General features: G+C 51.1%; 16 protein-coding genes, 1 tRNA gene, 2 pseudogenes and 1 riboswitch. Of the genes and pseudogenes, 3 read left to right on the forward strand and 16 right to left on the reverse strand.

Annotated features, from left to right (window positions below):
* Positions 1 to 70: 70 nt before the first annotated feature.
* Positions 71 to 1,036, forward strand: coding sequence for a multicopper oxidase family protein (locus IC803_RS12645; protein ID WP_081209874.1), 966 nt, complete (start codon positions 71 to 73; stop codon positions 1,034 to 1,036).
* A gap of 114 nt (positions 1,037 to 1,150) precedes the next feature.
* Here the strand turns inward: IC803_RS12645 and IC803_RS12650 are convergent.
* The 14 genes and pseudogenes from IC803_RS12650 to IC803_RS12715 all read right to left on the reverse strand — a co-directional run.
* Positions 1,151 to 1,525, reverse strand: a pseudogene (locus IC803_RS12650) (NADPH-dependent FMN reductase); the annotation flags it as partial.
* Positions 1,526 to 1,655: 130 nt separating this feature from the next.
* On the reverse strand, positions 1,656 to 3,161 hold the full coding sequence (locus tag IC803_RS12655) for a glycosyltransferase (RefSeq protein ID WP_158083296.1): 1,506 nt from the start codon (positions 3,159 to 3,161) through the stop codon (positions 1,656 to 1,658).
* Positions 3,162 to 3,221: 60 nt separating this feature from the next.
* Positions 3,222 to 4,016, reverse strand: coding sequence for a glycosyltransferase family 8 protein (locus IC803_RS12660; protein WP_223812079.1), 795 nt, complete (start codon positions 4,014 to 4,016; stop codon positions 3,222 to 3,224).
* Between the two features lie 266 nt (positions 4,017 to 4,282).
* The gene (locus IC803_RS12665) at positions 4,283 to 4,483 is read right to left on the reverse strand and encodes a hypothetical protein (RefSeq protein WP_081209880.1); all 201 of its coding nucleotides are present in this window, start codon (positions 4,481 to 4,483) and stop codon (positions 4,283 to 4,285) included.
* 5 nt (positions 4,484 to 4,488) lie between these two features.
* A complete protein-coding gene (locus IC803_RS12670) occupies positions 4,489 to 4,776 on the reverse strand; it encodes a ferredoxin family protein (RefSeq protein WP_081209882.1) in 288 nt (95 codons plus the stop codon).
* Complete coding sequence (locus IC803_RS12675; protein ID WP_081209884.1) at positions 4,776 to 6,071, reverse strand: FAD-dependent oxidoreductase; 1,296 nt, start codon at positions 6,069 to 6,071, stop codon at positions 4,776 to 4,778. Before IC803_RS12675 ends, IC803_RS12670 begins: the two co-directional genes overlap by 1 nt.
* Positions 6,064 to 7,113, reverse strand: coding sequence for an electron transfer flavoprotein subunit alpha/FixB family protein (locus IC803_RS12680; protein WP_081209886.1), 1,050 nt, complete (start codon positions 7,111 to 7,113; stop codon positions 6,064 to 6,066). Before IC803_RS12680 ends, IC803_RS12675 begins: the two co-directional genes overlap by 8 nt.
* A 76-nt stretch (positions 7,114 to 7,189) precedes the next feature.
* Positions 7,190 to 8,005 (reverse strand): electron transfer flavoprotein subunit beta/FixA family protein, encoded by an 816-nt coding sequence (locus IC803_RS12685; protein WP_081209888.1) that lies wholly within the window; start codon positions 8,003 to 8,005, stop codon positions 7,190 to 7,192.
* 423 nt (positions 8,006 to 8,428) lie between these two features.
* Positions 8,429 to 8,632, reverse strand: a pseudogene (locus IC803_RS12690) (Crp/Fnr family transcriptional regulator); the annotation flags it as partial.
* Positions 8,633 to 8,699: 67 nt separating this feature from the next.
* Positions 8,700 to 9,011 carry a phosphotransferase gene (locus tag IC803_RS12695; protein ID WP_081209890.1) on the reverse strand — a complete coding sequence of 104 codons (312 nt, stop codon included), beginning with the start codon at positions 9,009 to 9,011 and terminating at the stop codon, positions 8,700 to 8,702.
* Positions 9,012 to 9,222: 211 nt separating this feature from the next.
* Positions 9,223 to 9,295 (reverse strand) — tRNA-Val (locus IC803_RS12700).
* Positions 9,296 to 9,411: 116 nt separating this feature from the next.
* Positions 9,412 to 10,467, reverse strand: coding sequence for a polysaccharide pyruvyl transferase family protein (locus tag IC803_RS12705; protein ID WP_081209892.1), 1,056 nt, complete (start codon positions 10,465 to 10,467; stop codon positions 9,412 to 9,414).
* The gene (locus IC803_RS12710; RefSeq protein WP_081209894.1) at positions 10,464 to 11,585 is read right to left on the reverse strand and encodes a glycosyltransferase family 4 protein; all 1,122 of its coding nucleotides are present in this window, start codon (positions 11,583 to 11,585) and stop codon (positions 10,464 to 10,466) included. Before IC803_RS12710 ends, IC803_RS12705 begins: the two co-directional genes overlap by 4 nt.
* Entirely contained in the window at positions 11,585 to 12,283 is a 699-nt protein-coding gene (locus IC803_RS12715; RefSeq protein ID WP_369826984.1) for a glycosyltransferase family 2 protein, read from the reverse strand. The genes IC803_RS12710 and IC803_RS12715 overlap by 1 nt, the downstream gene beginning before the upstream one ends.
* A 269-nt stretch (positions 12,284 to 12,552) precedes the next feature.
* Here IC803_RS12715 and IC803_RS12720 point away from each other — a divergent pair, with 269 nt between their 5' ends.
* Complete coding sequence (locus IC803_RS12720) at positions 12,553 to 12,993, forward strand: hypothetical protein (protein ID WP_081209898.1); 441 nt, start codon at positions 12,553 to 12,555, stop codon at positions 12,991 to 12,993.
* 16 nt (positions 12,994 to 13,009) lie between these two features.
* A complete protein-coding gene (locus IC803_RS12725; RefSeq protein WP_081209900.1) occupies positions 13,010 to 13,219 on the forward strand; it encodes a hypothetical protein in 210 nt (69 codons plus the stop codon).
* A 107-nt stretch (positions 13,220 to 13,326) separates the two neighbouring features.
* Here the strand turns inward: IC803_RS12725 and metC are convergent, their stop codons facing one another.
* On the reverse strand, positions 13,327 to 14,505 hold the full coding sequence (gene metC / locus IC803_RS12730) for a cystathionine beta-lyase (RefSeq protein WP_081209902.1): 1,179 nt from the start codon (positions 14,503 to 14,505) through the stop codon (positions 13,327 to 13,329).
* 3 nt (positions 14,506 to 14,508) lie between these two features.
* A complete protein-coding gene (locus tag IC803_RS12735; protein ID WP_081209904.1) occupies positions 14,509 to 15,612 on the reverse strand; it encodes a methionine biosynthesis PLP-dependent protein in 1,104 nt (367 codons plus the stop codon).
* 203 nt (positions 15,613 to 15,815) lie between these two features.
* Positions 15,816 to 15,926, reverse strand: a riboswitch (SAM riboswitch).
* Between the last annotated feature and the right edge of the window lie 185 nt (positions 15,927 to 16,111).

A 16,111-nucleotide genomic window follows, 5' to 3' on the forward strand; every position in this document is an offset into this window, starting at 1 on the left:
TAAAACGACTATCCACACATGCCGCAGCATATGATGAAATGGTGATACTTTCTCTAAAGGGGGAGAGGAAATGCATGGTTACTTGCCCGGAAATCCTCAAACGCCTATTATCACGCCCAATGTAAAAAATGCGCCATTTCGTGTTCTCAAAAACGGGATAAAACAATTTCACTTGCGGGCGGAACCGGTCGTGCATGAGTTGGTAAACGGCATTAAAATCCGCGGGTATGGATACAACGGAAGTATTCCCGGGCCGACGATTCTTGTCAATCAAGGGGACTATGTTCACATTACAGTCGAAAACCGTTTGCCAGAAGCAACATCCGTCCATTGGCACGGATTAATTGTTTCCAACCGAATGGACGGCGTACCCGGCCCTGGAGGCAGCCCGATGATCCAACCTGGGGAAAGTTTTACGTATGAATTTCGCATCCAACAGTCAGGAACGTTTATGTACCACAGCCATGTCCATGACGCAAAACAAGAGTTAATGGGATTGGCAGGCATGCTTATTTCGCGCGGCATATACGAAGAACCTGTGGACCGCGATTATGTTCTGTTGCTTCAAGAGTGGGCTGTGCAGATGGGGATGCATCAACAAACTAGCAGCCATCCAATGAATGATCATCCTTCCAAACAATTGGCTCCAAATATATATGACATCGACCCAATGTCAATGATGTTTAATTTCTTCACAATTAACGGCAAAGCCTATCCTGATACTGCTCCTTTACTTGTCCGATATGGCGAACGCGTCCGTATTCGCCTTGGCAATGTAAGTATGGATTCTCATCCGATGCATTTTCACGGGCATGAGTTTATTGTCACCGCGGTTGACGGAAATCCGATTCCTATGATGGCAAGATTAAAACGAAACACGATTAATGTAGCGCCAGGAGAAACATGGAACATCGAATTTTTGGCTAACAATCCGGGAAATTGGGTCTTTCACTGTCATAAACCCCACCATACAACGAACGCGCATGCAATGGAGGGAATGGGCGGCATGGTGGCGATGGTCCGTTATGTGAAATAAATGAATACTCAGAAAAAAACGGCAGCCCTGCCGTTTTTTCTTTAAAATGAACAATAAACATTTCGATGCAGACACCTGTTTTTTAATTTTCCAGCAAAATGAGAGGGGGAAACAAATTTGGCGCAAATGGAGCTGCGCCCGGATCGTTCCCATCATTCCGCCTGACACTCCGGCAGTCATCACAGGCTTATTGGTGAGCACCTTATCGACGCGCGACAGCCAGTCCAGCGCGTTTTTCAACACGCCGGGAACCGACCAATTGTACTCAGGTGTGACGATCAACACGCCGTCAGCGGCAGCGATTTGCCGTTTGAACGCTGCGACGACTTCAGGCGGATTCAGTTCATCGTCTTGATTATAATGCGGCAGCCGCCCGATATCGGCGATGTCGAGTTGGAATTTGTCTTTGTACCGCTCTTGAATCAATTTCACCAGTTTCATGTTGTATGACTCTTTTCGCACACTTCCGACCAACGCAACGATGTTCATTTGCATTCCTTCCTCCATCCATTGATCGATTTCTGCTTGGCCAATAACAGAGAGGACACAGCGTCCATGCCCCCTTACCAGTTTAGCACAAGTAAATTTCTCCCGCTTCTTCCTTGTCTTCCAGTTTGCGTCATGACTGGAAAATCCCTTTTCGGTATTTCCGATAATCCTTCTTCAACGGATGGTCAGCATTCCACGGTTTATTCTCCCCAGTGTAATGGATGATCGCCGGTTTTCGTACAGCGACGGGGTCGTACAAATGGTACGTCTGGAAATTCCATTTCGGATCTAATGGCAGCCATTGCTTATAAAGAACCGCGTTCAGGGCATCCTGGTCGCAATATTTAATGCGGTCTGGATGCGTGCGAATAAATTCGATCACTTTCTCTTTCACGCCATGCTCGCGCCATTTTTTTAAGTTGATCAAAAGCACACCCGCATTAAAGTACTTGGCGGTCTCGGGCATAAACAAATCGGCGTTCCTTGACTGCTTCACCCAATGATCCTCAACCGCACCTAAACAGTAGTCGCGAATATCGGTATTCCATAGCTCGGTAATGTCTTTTTTCACAACCACATCGCAATCTAAATAGAGCACTTTATCGACCGTTTCATCAACAAGATCCGGAATGGACAGACGGTAATACGTTTCTTTCGTCAAATAGGCGAACGTCGCAAACTCGCTGTACACGACCGGATCGATCTGTTGAAAATCCACGTTTGCCTTATATTTTTCGGCCACTTTCATGATCAGCGATTTCTTTTTTTCGCTGATCTCGCTATCGATAATAACAACGGAAACGGGAGATCCCGATTTTTTGTTTTTCAATAAAGAGCGTAACATCACCGCCAGCGGCTCAGCGTAATCATCGTTGGCCGCCGCCGCAATATAGATCGGCTCTTTCTGTTTGCCCTTTCCCCCTTTCTTTTTTTCCGGTTGGCGAAAAACGCTTTTTGCCTGTGAAAGAACACGCTTCATTTTCCCCTTATCGTTGTTCGCTTCATAGTACAATTGCCGAAGCGCTAAATTGCGTTCGCCGTTCGGGTTGTTTTCATAGCCGACAGGCGGGTGCCATAAATGATAAATCGTGTGCTCGAGTCTCTTATAACGGCCGCATAACGTATTCACCGCGCAACTGAAGGCGTCGTCTTCCCCACCCCACCCGGAAAATCGCTCATCAAAGCCCCCGACTTCCATAAAATGATCGCGGGAAATGATGTTCAATCCCCCAAGATAGGTGAATTCTGACGTATGAATGATGTCAACATCCGCCACCTCGACCGGCCAGGTTGGAGGCTCGTTCAACAAGTTTCGGGAGCTTTCCTCACCAATTCTTACGATTTTGCGAAACGGGATGACCCATGGCGCATTGACCGCCTGTTCAACCGCCTCTTTCATCACGTGCGGATCGCAAAAAATATCCCCATCGACAATAATGAATATATCCCGCGTCGCCTGTTTGGCCGCTAAGTTAATCGCCTGTGCCCTGTTAAAAGGCTCCTCATCAGAAATACCGACGCAAATTTCCGCTTCCGGAAACATCGTTTCATAAAAGGCTTTTACCCACTGAAAGTTGCGATCACGGATGCCGTTGTCAGGTTTGTACGGGATGAGAATGGACACACGTTCGAACAATTGGTTGCCCCTCCTTATCAAACCAAGAGTAAAAAAAGGAAATGAGCGTGCTCATGTCGATCATATCGGTTTCTCCCATGACGACTGTTTCAAGTATTTTCGATACTCTTTCGTAAACGGACTTTTTGAATTCCATGGCTTGTCAGGGCCGGTGAAATGGAGAATGGCTGCTTTTTTGGCTGAATGCTTTGAGGAGTGGGCGGTGGTGAAGTTCCATTTGTCCTCGAGACGAAGCCAACGATTGTAAAGGACGGCGTTTAACGCATCTTGATCCATTAACGCCAGCCGGCCGCCGCGGGACTTGACAAACTCCATTAATTCAGAGGAAATGTGTTTCTCCCTCCACCGTTTGACATTGATTAATAGCACACCGGAATTAAAATAATACGAATCTAAGGGCAGTGATAGCCTGTTCATCCGAATATCCCGATCCGATTTTGTCAATACCCGCGACTCGTCCACCGCGGCGAGATCATATTCGTCAATATCCGTATCCCACAGCTCTGTGAGGTCCGCTCTCACGATGATGTCGCAATCGAGATATAACGCTTTTGCAACCTCTTCGTCAAGCAAATCGGGAATGATCATTCGGTAGTAAGCTTCTTTACTAATGTATTTTTGGCCGCCTGAGCCTGGGGCAAAATCTTCAAATCGCTGGGCATCGACATGAAGAAACACAACTGATGCGCGAAACTGAGCGATGGCTCGCTGAAGCTTCGCGATGCTAATGGCGGACAGATCGCTGTACAAGATGTAAATATGGATCGGGCGATCTGTTTGTTGATGTTTTAATAGCGATGTGAGCATCACAGCCAAATGTTGGGCGTAATGATCGTTTGTTGCTGACACAATCACCAAAACAACCCGCTCCTTTTTTCCTATATTCCTTCTTCATTGTATGTTTGGCACGGCCTTTTCGCTTGTATATGCGTCCACTTTAGCAGCTGCAAAATAGAGTGAAGGCACAATCGTCATTGGTATTCGCCCTTACGAACAGGCGACGATGGCCGAGGACGGGTCATCGCAAAGATGGTTGCTCCCTACTAGCTTGCCGCCAATGCCGCTCTCACACTTAGGGGCGCTTCGTTCCGCTGTTCCCCCTCCCCCACAAAAAACCACCCTTACAACGGGTGGTTGACATCGGAAGAAACACGGATAGTTTGCCTTTTCGTCAACTCCACATCGACCGTTAACAGCTCTTTTTTCTCCCAGCTGACGAAACGGTCTTCCCATAATACGTGGCAGGAGTGATCGTTCATTTCAAGCACGATTCCCCTCGCCCCATCACAGGCAAAAATGACGCAATCCCCGATCTGGAACATGGTCATCACCCTAGCCGAAAGACGATCCCGTGGCCGCCTCTCGGATACTCCCAACGAATATTTTCATACGGACAGCCGATGCGGCAGCTGCCGCATTCATGGCAGCCTTCATAACCGACATGCATCCGCGTTCCTTCCCATTTATACACCGCCGCCGGGCAGAAAATCGTGCAAATTTTATCCGGGCATTTCGTCAGGCAAATGTCGTGGTCAAGGACGTGAAGGTGGGATTTCGTATCGGCATTAAAGCGGACTAAATATTGCTTTTCCTCAATGGTTGGCAGATTGCTCATTATTTCATCACCTCCCACGCCTTGAACACATCGCGCGCCAATTTGAGTTTTTCTTTCATCGAGCCAAGATCGCGCCAAATTTTTTTCTGTTTTTCCCACTTCGACGCCCCATCGACGGTAAACATGTGGCTGGCCGCCCGGTTGAGCAGCGGAATGTAGCGTTCAAAATATTGCGGGAACGCATCAAAATGATGGGTCGCATCTTTATACTTCTTCAAGTCTTGGACAATAAAGCTCTCCATCAGTTTCAGCCGATAGTGGTCAAGCATGCTCTCCGAGAAATCGTTGTATGTTTTCGCCATAATGATCGTTTCGGCTGCCAGACGTCCGGAAGTCATCGCCATATTCGACCCTTCACGGTGAATGGCGTTGACGAGCTGGGCGGCATCCCCAACGACAAGCACACCGTCCCCGACCACTTTCGGCATCGAGTGGTAACCGCCTTCTGGAATCAAGTGCGCCAAATACTCGACTGGCTCGCTCCCTTGGAGATATGGACGAATCATCGGGTGGTTTTTGACGTATTCAAGCAGCTCGTACGGCTTGATTTTATGTTTGATGAGCCCGGAAAGCAACGTGCCGACGCCGATGCTTAATGTCTCTTTATTCGTGTATAAAAATCCGGTCCCCAAGATGCCTTTCGTCGCGTCGCCGAACAGCTCGATCGTACAGCCTTGCCCTGGTTCGAGATTGAAGCGCTCTTCAATCACTTTTTTGTCCAACTTTAAAATTTCCATCGTCGCTAAGGCGACTTCATCCGGCCGCCATTCGCGATGAAACCCGAGCTGTTTCGCCAAAAGCGAATTGACGCCATCCGCCAGCACGACGACATCGGCGTATACCTCGCCGTCTGGGCGGTCAGTGCGTACACCGACGACGCGGCCGTTTTCAACGATGCATTCGAGCGCCACCGTCTCACAAACAAGCAACGCTCCTTGTTCGACCGCTTTCTCGGCAAACCATTGGTCAAACTTCGCCCGTAAAACGGTAAAGTTGTTGTACGGTTCGCGCCCCCACTCCAATCCTTTATAGCTGAACGTCACCGCTGACTCTTTATCCATCAACATAAACCGCTGTTCGACAATCGGGCGCTCAAGCGGCGCCTCTTTATAAAACTCCGGAATAATGTCTTCCATCATTTTTCGATAGAGCACGCCGCCCATGACGTTTTTCGATCCTGGATATTCGCCGCGCTCAAGCAATAATACGTTGACTCCGGCTTTGGCAAGCTCATAGGCGCAAGCCGTTCCGGCCGGCCCCGCTCCGACGACGATACAGTCAAATTTTTCAGGCATGGCGGATTCCCTCCTTCGCATCGGCTGATGCTTTTAATTTGGGGAGCTCTTCTTTAAACCGTTTGATTAATAGCGGCACAATCTCGAATGCATCGCCGACAATGCCGTAATGGCACGCTTGGAAAATCGGGGCGTTCGGATCCTTATTGATGGCGATGATCAGCTCGGAGTTTTGCATGCCGACAATATGTTGAATCGCGCCCGAAATGCCGATGGCGAAATAAATTTTCGGCGTCACCGTCACTCCGGTTTGCCCGACTTGATGATGATGGTCGATCCAGCCGGCTTCAACGACATCACGGCTGGCACCGACCGCCGCACCGAGGACATCCGCCAGCTCATGGATGAGCTGAAATCCTTCTTTGCTGCCCATCCCTTTGCCGCCGGCCACGACGATATCCGCCTCGTCGATGCGCGCCTTTTTCACGGTTTCTCTTACGACTTCGAGCACTTTTGTCCGCATCTGTTCCTCGCGCAGCTCGATCTGCTCCTCGATCATCCGGCCGGTCCGTTCCGGGTCGGGTGAAAGCGCCTTCATCACTTTTGGCCGGACTGTCGCCATTTGCGGGCGATACTTTTTGCATAAAATCGTTGCCATGATGTTGCCGCCAAACGCCGGCCGACTCGCCAGCAATAATCCAGTGTCCTCCTCAATATCAAGAATCGTCGTATCCGCCGTCAGCCCAGTCGGCAAATCAGTGGCAATCGCGCTCGCCAAGTCTTTTCCGGTCGGCGTCGCCCCATACAGCAGCACTTCCGGTTTATACTTTTGGCAACAGTGAAGCAATGCGCGCATATACGGCTCTGTACGGTAATGGGCAAAAATCGGATCGTCATAGACGTACACAACATCCGCCCCATAGGCGAACAACGTCGGCGCAAGCGATTTGACACCGCTTCCAATTAACACTCCGCCAAGCTCCGTGCCGCGTTTATCCGCCAGCATCCGCCCGGCTCCAAGCAACTCCAAGGAAACAGGAGCCACCTTCCCGTCTCTCACTTCAATGTAGACCCATATCCCTCGGTAATCGGCAAAGTTCATGCTTGATCCCCTCCCTATGAACATAAACCGTTCCCTTTCGCTCCCAGAAGCGAACCAAACGTGTTCGGGAACGTTGCTACGATTGGAACAGCTCTTGTTTCTCGAGCACGATCGAAAGCAGCTGTTCCACTTTTTCTTCCGTCGTTCCTTCAAGCATCTCGCCGCCTTTTGGCTTCGGCGGTGTCCATATTTTCGAAACAATCGTTGGGGAGCCTTTTAATCCTAACTGTTTGCGGTCAACGTTTTCCAAATCGTCTGCAGTCCAAATTGTCGGGTAGTATCGTGCGGCTTTGATCATGTTGGGTAAAGGCGCAAAGGAGATGTCGTTAATTTCTTTTTCCACGGTGAATAAACATGGGAGCGTCGACTTCACGACCTCATAGCCATCTTCAAGCTTGCGGTGGACGATCGCATATCCTTTTTCTTTGTTAATTTCAACAACTTTGTTTACACCGGTGAGCGGCGGAATATCCAAGCGCCGGGCAATGCCTGGCCCCACTTGGCCTGTATCGCCGTCAATGGTCATCTTTCCGCAAATAATCAAATCAATCGGCCGCTGTTTCGCAATTTGTTCCAACGCCTTCGCCAGCGCATAGCTCGTCGCTAACGTATCCGCTCCGGCGAACGCCCGATCGGAAATCATATACCCTTCATCAGCGCCAAGCTCAATACACTTTCGAATCGCTTTCACCGCCGGCGGCGGGCCCATCGTCAAGACGGAAACAACGCCGCCATATCTCTTTTTCAAGCGGACAGCTTCCTCGACGGCGTGCGCATCATACGGGTTTAAAATCGCCGGGGCGCTGGCGCGATCGATCGTATTCGTCTTCGGATTGATCTTGGCGACTTTCGTATCCGGCACTTGCTTAATACAAGCTACAATATGCAGCATACATCCACCCCCCAAAATGGTTTATCTTCCTATATTCATATTCTAGCATGATCAGAAAATTTCCTGAAGTTTTTGTCAAATATTTTACTATTTTGTTCAAGATTCTCATAGCCTGTCTATGAAAAGGAAGTAATGCTGGATATAATCAATATATATATTATAAAAATAATATTAATATGGTTTTGTCGATCTACTAGAATAGTTTTTCTAATCAACACTGAACATTTCCTAACTTCTGCTCACGTTGAAGAGCAGGAGACTGTTCCAACTTGAGATGATCACTCATTCTGTTTAGACGAGCGATAGTGTATTGCAAGCAATATGGATCGCTATAGCGAACGGCCGCTTCTTCTCCGATATGGAAGGAAGCGGCCGTTGGAATTAAAGAAGAAATCCGGAACAGCTTACGCGGCGTGGCGGCGGTCATTTATGCGCGGCGGCTGGGCGGTGCGGACGATGCATTTTCCCCGTCCACCAGTGGCGGAGATATGGCAGCACCCAATGATCCAATCCGTACCGTACCGCATTGGCTCCGGCGACGAGGATCAAGACAGTGAGCAGCACCATTTGCGGGTTCGTGCTCGTCGTGCCTGAGAACATAAAGGCGAAGTTCATCACCGCTCCCACTTGCCAGCCTCATCCATGAGGCCGAAACTCGGGGCAACGGCTCATCAAATGACAACGGGGAAACCGATTATGTCAATGTCGTTTTCTTTCCCAGACCACAATGAACTTTATCTGCGCAAGCCATTTCTCCAGGTACTTTTGTCATTAAGAGATAGGCTTTCTTTTCATCTCTTTCATATCCCAAAACCTTAGGGACTGGTAGTTTGCCCTGCAACCATTCCATCACATGATATTCATTTTCTGCTTCTTCACTTATTGGTTGGATTTTAAGCACTTTATCCTTAAACAGAACGACTGTAGAATCGGACATTCCTACATCGTCAATAGAATACTCCTCTTCATGAATTAGGCTCTTGATTTTATCAGGTACATCAAACATTTGGAACCATTCCCTTCAACATCACTATTTACAATCTGATTTCATTGTAAAACCACATTATTAAGAAGCAAAATAAAAAGACGCACCCCTTCGTGCGCCTTTCCTATCCCATATCGTTTCTATACTAATTCACTTATTCAATCTTTTACATTCCATCATCGTTTATATCATACAACAACACCTCGAACCCAAGCGAGTTCGAGGTGTTTGATGATTCCGACTGGGCTCGAACCAGCGACCTCCACCCTGTCAAGGTGGCGCTCTCCCAGCTGAGCTACGGAATCATATTTTGTTGTTCGCTATCGAACACATTTTTAATTATATAGACGAGCATACAGGTTGTCAACAACTTTTTTAAAAAAATCGCCGTTCATGATGAAAAAGGGGAAGGCGCCTTCCCCTAAAGAAATAATCCGTGTTGGAACGGTTCGAGCAAGAGCGGAGTGTATTGGCGGCGGACGGCTTCGTATTGCTCAATGATGCGGCTGCGCTGTTCTTCGGCGAGGGCCACTGTTTTGACCAATTGTGTGTCAAGCTGCGGGCTGGCGGTGGAAATGACGTACTGTTCAAGGCCAAGCGAGGCGGCGAAATCGAAGACTTTCAATCGGTAGCCGAGCATGACGGCCGGGACACCGGCGGTAAGGGAGAGCAAATTAGCATGGAGCTTAAAGTTGACGGTGGCTGTCAATGGGCGAAGCCGCTCGATGAGCTGTTGTTCGTTGTATAACGTACGGTCGAAGGTGACGCTCTCCGGGCAATCGATCTTCTTGTACAGCCGCTCGCAGGCGGGGCGATCGCTCGGCCAGACGATGTACAAGTAAATCCGGTAACCGGCGTCAATCCACGTTTTGGCCGCGCGGGCGAGGGCGTCTTCGACGAGCGCTTCGTTTTGCCCGAACAAGCGGTTGTACGTCGTCCCCCAGTTGATGCCGATCGTTTTTTCTGTCTTTGGCTGCTCGGCAGGCATGGGAGGCGACAGAAGTAGCCCGGGGTCGCCGATGACGCGGACGTTTGGAGGACAGGCGCCTAACGTGTTCAAGACCGCTTTGCTGAGCGGGCCGCGGATGCCGGCGAAGGCGGCTGAAGCGAGGACGGTGCGGAACAGCTCGGCGTCGTTGACGGAAAAATGACGGTCAAGTGCGGGCTTGGCGCCTGCGCGCAAGGCGTCCGTTTCCGCTTGGCCGATCCAATCGATGCCGCTTCCCCATACCCATATTGGTTTTCCCGCTTCGTGCGCTTGGCGCAAAACGGCCATATAGCCCGGAAGCAAAAGCGAGCCGCCGCCAAGCACAACGGCATCGTACGGGGTGGTGTCTTTCCAATTGACCTTAGGCGTTGACGGAATGATCTGAACATCCGGAGCGTACTGGCGGGCCGAGGCGGCGAAGACGTTCCATAACAGTTCATCGCCGATGTTTTGAAATCCGAGCCAACCGATGTACAGCACCTTTTTCATCGTTTCGTTTCCCCTTTCAGCAATGATTCATAAACGTTCAGCACTTGATCGACGCACGTTTGAATATGGAACTGGCGCATGACCCACTCCCGCCCGGCCTGGCCGAGTTGTTCGCGGTATAGAGGGGATGGAAGGAGCCGTTTTATATCTTGAGAAAGGATGTAGCGGCTGCAGCCTTGGCGTGAGCCGTGATCGCCGAAGTAGCATTCCCACGCGTCATCATACGAGTTCGGCTCGACGAGGCCGAAGTAGCCGTGATTGCCGGCAGCGAGCACCGGCTTGCCGCACGCCATCGCTTCTAAGGCCACTCTCCCGGTGCCGACGACGAGATCGGCAAGCGAATAGTATGGCGCCATGTCCCCTTGTTCGCCGACAAGGTGGATAAACGTCTCGCGACACGTTCGGTGGATGAGATGGGCAAGGTTCTCGGCATCGGAAAAGCGCGAACCGTCTCCGACGACAACGACGTGCAAGTTCGGAAACAGCGGTTTGAGATCTTTGCACGCTTTCAACACCATAAAGCAAATGCGCGCTTTTGCCCAGGCGAGCCGGCTGCTGTAGACGATGACAAGGGCGTCGTCCGGGATGCCGAGCGCCTGCCGCCCTTTGCGTCCGAGCGGGGCGAACTCGTTCGTGTCAATGCCGTTTGGAATGAGAAACCGCTTTGCCGCTAGCGGGCGGATATGCCGCTCGACGGGCGGGCTGACCGCGATAGCGGCCGACGCTAAGCGGAGCATCGTTTCCAATTCGGACGGCGGATAGTACGTGCCATGGGTGGTAAAGACAACCGGAATGCCACGGCGATGCGCTGCAAGGGCGGCGAGGATGCCGGATGGAGTTTGGTGAGTGTGGACGATCGAGATGTTTTCCTTCTTAATCAACGCCTCGAGCTGACCAATGATCTGTTCTTTTCGTTGCTCTTCTATGTCGATCGTCACTGGAAAATCGATAGGATAAAGCGGGCAGCCAACGATCTTGAAGTGGGGAGCAAGCGTTCCGCTGCGGGCGGCGACGGCGATGTGAATGCCGCGGGCTACCATCTCTTTCGCCAAACTTAAGGCGTGTGTTTCCGTTCCCCCGAAATCAAGGCCGTCTAGCACCATCAAGACGCGCATCATCAGCCCCCTCCTTTCTGGTAAAACTGGCGCGAGCGCTGTTTCGGATGGCTGCGGTAATAGTAAAGGATATCAGGCAAGTTGTCGATTTCGAGCTTCACGTTTACAAACTTGACAATAAACTCGTAATCTTCCGCGCCGTGAATGCGTCTTGTCGGCCCGCCGAGCCGATCAAAAACTTCACCGCGGAACATAATCGTTCCGTGGCAAATGCAATGTTTGCCTTCGGCGTATACACGGCGGATGTTGTCGCGTCCGTACGCCAGCCAGTTGGCGGGCGTCTGGCGCTCGAAATGGCCGTCGGGAAAGGCGGCGTAGTTTGTGCCGACCAAAGCGATGTTTGGGTGCTGGAGCAAAAAGGAAAGCTGTTTTTCCAACCGCTCAGGGTGGGAAATATCGTCGGCGTCATGGACGGCGATGTACTCGCCGGCGCTTAAAAAATAGCCGACCGTTAACGCTCCGGCAAAGCCGATGTTGCGGGGCAGCTTGCTATACACAATCGGGAAAAACGGTGAACGTTGTTCCATCCATTGTTTTACCGTTTCTTCGCTTCGGTCCTCGGAACCGTCATCGACAATAATCACCTCAAACTGTTGGTATGTTTGCTTAGCGAGTCCGTCGAGGCAGTCTGGAATGTAGCGGGAAGCGTTATAGCATGGAATGACGACGCTGATGAAGTCATGTTTTCGCTTTGGCGTCATCATCAATCACCTCACCTACTATATATCCAGTTTTCTTCTTAACGGTGAGAGACGATCGTTGATTTTCCCGAAAAACAGTAGAATATTCCTTGTCTCTCTATCGTTTTTCCTGTTTATTCCCCCATCCTTCCTAACAAAATTCGACCGTTTTCCCACGCCTGTGGCAAAAAAAATCGTTCTTTTTTCCGCGGATACGCACCCGTGTCGAATGGAAGAGCGATGCATATACGTAGTTAACGAACCGGAATCAGAGAAAGGAGGAAAACAGATTGGGCCATAAACATTTACGCCAAGCGGCGAAAGAGTTGAAAAAAATTCGCAAATGGCTCGAAAAACTAGATCTCGATGATTCATCTGTCGAACAGATTACTTCGTTGTTAGAAGATATTGCTGATCACGGAGGCGATGCAGAACGGATTTTGCGCAAAATGCTTGAGGAGGAGCGAGAGCAGCGCGCCATTTTAGAAGATGAACGCGAGTTGTTGCAGGCGATTTTGGCCGCGCTGCGCACCGGCGCACCACCGGTGGGGGATATTCGCGATGAGCTTAGCGACTTGATCGGTGAAACGGTAGAAATTACGGTTAATTTCGGGCCGGTGGCCGGCACCGTCGTCGCCGTCCGAAGCGATTATGTTGTGCTCGAAGATGCGCTCGGTCGCTTCGTCTATGTTCCGTTTGCCAGCATTCAAGCCGTCGCCCGTCTAGACTGAAAGGAGGGAGGAAACGATGGACTTTGCGGCCACATTGGAAGAGCAGCTCCGCCGCCTGATCGGCGAAACGATCCAAGTCGCGACCGATAACAACTTGCTTGAAGGACAATTGACCGATGTAGAAGACGGAATCATTGAGCTCTTGGCCGAAGCAGGTGGATATGAACGGGAAACGCGAACCGTTCTGATCCCGCTTGCAGCTGTTAACTTTATTCGCGAGCTGTAACAGCAAACGAGATAAGGTATGCATCCGCTGAAACGGTGCATACCTTATCGGGCGGTCGAAAAACGGCTTTGCCGCGACAGCATGGCCGTTTTTTGTTTTGCGCTTCTTTATCGCGCCGAAATCGACGGTCGCTCGTTGACAAACGACAACGCCTGCTCAAAATCGGCGATCAAATCGTTGACATCCTCAAGCCCGACGCTCAGCCGCAGCAAGCCGTCGGTAATGCCGCGCCGCAGCCGCTCGTCTTTCGGCATGGCGGCGTGCGACATGTTCGCCGGGTACGACAAAATCGATTCGACGGCGCCAAGGCTGACGGCGAACACCGGCAGGCGGACGTGGCGAACGAACGTCCGAGCTGCTTCTTCATCCGCTAGGCGGAACGACAGTACAGCACCGAACCCAGCCGCCTGATTGTGCTGGATCGCATGGCCCGGGTGGTGCGCCAATCCTGGGTAGTACACTTCCTCTACCTTTGGATGGCCCGCCAAATAGGCGGCGATGGCGGCCGCTGATTCGGACGACTGTTTCAGCCGGACGTGGAGCGTTTTTATGCCGCGCAGCACGAGCCAAGCGTCTTGGACGCCGAGAACAGCGCCAAAAGCGTTTTGCAATTTGTACAGCTGTTTGCCGAGCTCCTCGTCTTTTACAACCGCCAGTCCGGCGACGACGTCGCTATGGCCGGCTAAAAACTTCGTCGCGCTATGGAGGACAACGTCGACGCCGAGATCCAACGGCCGCTGCAGCGCCGGGGTCATGAACGTATTATCCAAAAACGTCAAGCAGCCTTGCGCTTTCGCCAACTCAACGACAGCGCGAATGTCGGTCACTTTTAACAGCGGATTGGACGGCGTTTCCATATAAATGACTTTTGTATTCGGTCGGATGTTTTCCGCCACCGCCTTGACGTCGGTCATATCAACGAACGTATATTCAATGCCGAACCGGCTCAGCACCTCGGTGATCATCCGGTATGTGCCGCCGTAGACGTCTTCCGTCACAAGCACATGGTCGCCTTTTGACAGGAGCAAAAACGCCGTAGAGATGGCCGCCATGCCAGAGGCGAACGCGAACCCGCGCACACCGCCTTCCAATGCGGCAATCGTTTCCTCCAGCGCTTCGCGCGTCGGGTTGCCGGAGCGGCTGTAGTCGTATTTGCCGAACGAGTCGAAATCGAACTGATGGAACGTGGACGCGTGCTGGATCGGCACGCTCACCGCCCCCGTGTGGCGGTCGACTTTCCATTCGTTATGGAGCAGTTTCGTTGAAAACGACCATTCCTGTTCCATCACTCACACCTCTTTCATGTTTTTGAACGCCTGCGCCAAATCGGCGATTAAATCGTCGGCGTGTTCAATGCCAACCGAGAAGCGGAGCAATCGATTGCAGACACCGTTTTGGATGCGGATGTCTTCCGGGATGTCAGCGTGCGTCTGTGTCGCTGGATACGTAATAAAACTTTCAACCCCGCCTAAGCTTTCCGCGAACGTAATGAGGCGCAAGCTTTGCAAGAAGCCGTTCACCCATTTTTCATCAGCAATCCGGAACGACAGCATCCCCCCTCTTCCCGGGTACAAGACGTCGGTGACATCTTCGTGTCCGCGCAAAAAGGCGCTGATTTGTTTCGCGTTTTGTTCATGTTGACGCATCCGCAACGCCAACGTTTTCATGCCGCGAATCAGCAGCCATGAATCAAACGGCGACAAGACGGCGCCGATGGCGTTATGGTACTCGGCCAAGCGTTGACAAAGCGCTTCGCCTTTGGCGACAACCAAACCAGCTAAGACGTCGTTATGGCCGCCTAAATATTTCGTCGCGCTATGGATGACAATATCAGCCCCTTGTTCGATCGGGCGTTGAAGCACGGGGGTGTAAAACGTATTATCCACAATCAACAATAGCCCGTGCCGTCGGGCAAGTTTGGCGACCGCCGAAATATCCGCCTCGTGCATCAACGGGTTTGTCGGCGTTTCCAAAAAGATGGCTTTTGTACGCTCGGTGATGTTTGCTTCCACGGCGTCAAGATCAGCAAAATCGACGTAATGAAAGCCGAGGCCATATTTGCGCCACCCGCGTTCAAACAGGCGGTACGTGCCGCCGTAAAGGTCGGCCGATACGAGAAACTCATCTCCGCTCTCAAACAAGGCGAGCACCGTCTGAATGGCGGCCATGCCGGAACTGAACGCATAGCCTTGATCACCGCCTTCCAGCTTTGCGATCGCCTCTTCGACGATTTTGCGCGTTGGATTGCCGGTGCGGATGTAGTCAAACCCGGTTGACTGCCCAATACCGGCGTGGCGGTAGGCAGTCGAAAAATAGACGGGCGGGTTGACCGTTCCTGTCGCCGTTTCGCTCCGGTTTCCAATTTGCGCCAACAATGTTTCCAGTTTCTCCATCTCATCTCTCTCCTTCTGCTGAAAAATTCCCTCGTGGTCAAACGGCCGACGGCCAGGGCGTCCGAAGCGCCGCTGCTTGTCTCGGCAACCGAGCACCCCGGCTTTGGCCCGCCTCACAGGTCGGCGGAGCGGCCGCCTAAGCATAAGGAAAATAAAAAAAGTCTTCTAAGAAGAAGACTTTTCCATACCCATGGTCATGCTTCTTCTTATCTGCCGAATTGAGTGCTCAATTCGCTGGATTTAGCACCTGGCCGGTTTCCGGCTGGTTGCTGAAGCTTCACAGGGCCAGTTCCCTCCGCTTCTCTCGATAAGAACAGGACGTGTATTCAATTTTGTTAATTTATAAAAAAATGTAACCCATTCCGGCCGTTTTGGCAAGTCCTTTTTTTGACGCTGGCAATGTTCGGCAAATTCACGAAAAATTCGAGCCTTCATTAACATCTTTTCACCAAAATATGTTACAATAACAGGTGAACTTACCGTTTTCATGGAGGATGGT

The sequence above is a fragment of the Geobacillus sp. 46C-IIa genome, assembly GCF_014679505.1.
Taxonomy (GTDB): Bacteria; Bacillota; Bacilli; order Bacillales; family Anoxybacillaceae; genus Geobacillus.

Bases quoted from the DNA above. Each gene is read 5' to 3' on its own strand.
- IC803_RS12645 (WP_081209874.1), top strand. From the start codon at position 71: ATGCATGGTTACTTGCCCGGAAATCCTCAAACGCCTATTATCACGCCC.
- IC803_RS12665 (WP_081209880.1), bottom strand. From the start codon at position 4,483: ATGTTCCAGATCGGGGATTGCGTCATTTTTGCCTGTGATGGGGCGAGG.
- IC803_RS12670 (WP_081209882.1), bottom strand. From the start codon at position 4,776: ATGAGCAATCTGCCAACCATTGAGGAAAAGCAATATTTAGTCCGCTTT.
- IC803_RS12675 (WP_081209884.1), bottom strand. From the start codon at position 6,071: ATGCCTGAAAAATTTGACTGTATCGTCGTCGGAGCGGGGCCGGCCGGA.
- IC803_RS12680 (WP_081209886.1), bottom strand. From the start codon at position 7,113: ATGAACTTTGCCGATTACCGAGGGATATGGGTCTACATTGAAGTGAGA.
- IC803_RS12685 (WP_081209888.1), bottom strand. From the start codon at position 8,005: ATGCTGCATATTGTAGCTTGTATTAAGCAAGTGCCGGATACGAAAGTC.
- IC803_RS12695 (WP_081209890.1), bottom strand. From the start codon at position 9,011: ATGTTTGATGTACCTGATAAAATCAAGAGCCTAATTCATGAAGAGGAG.
- IC803_RS12705 (WP_081209892.1), bottom strand. From the start codon at position 10,467: ATGAAAAAGGTGCTGTACATCGGTTGGCTCGGATTTCAAAACATCGGC.
- IC803_RS12710 (WP_081209894.1), bottom strand. From the start codon at position 11,585: ATGATGCGCGTCTTGATGGTGCTAGACGGCCTTGATTTCGGGGGAACG.
- IC803_RS12715 (WP_369826984.1), bottom strand. From the start codon at position 12,283: ATGACGCCAAAGCGAAAACATGACTTCATCAGCGTCGTCATTCCATGC.
- IC803_RS12725 (WP_081209900.1), top strand. From the start codon at position 13,010: ATGGACTTTGCGGCCACATTGGAAGAGCAGCTCCGCCGCCTGATCGGC.
- metC (WP_081209902.1), bottom strand. From the start codon at position 14,505: ATGGAACAGGAATGGTCGTTTTCAACGAAACTGCTCCATAACGAATGG.
- IC803_RS12735 (WP_081209904.1), bottom strand. From the start codon at position 15,612: ATGGAGAAACTGGAAACATTGTTGGCGCAAATTGGAAACCGGAGCGAA.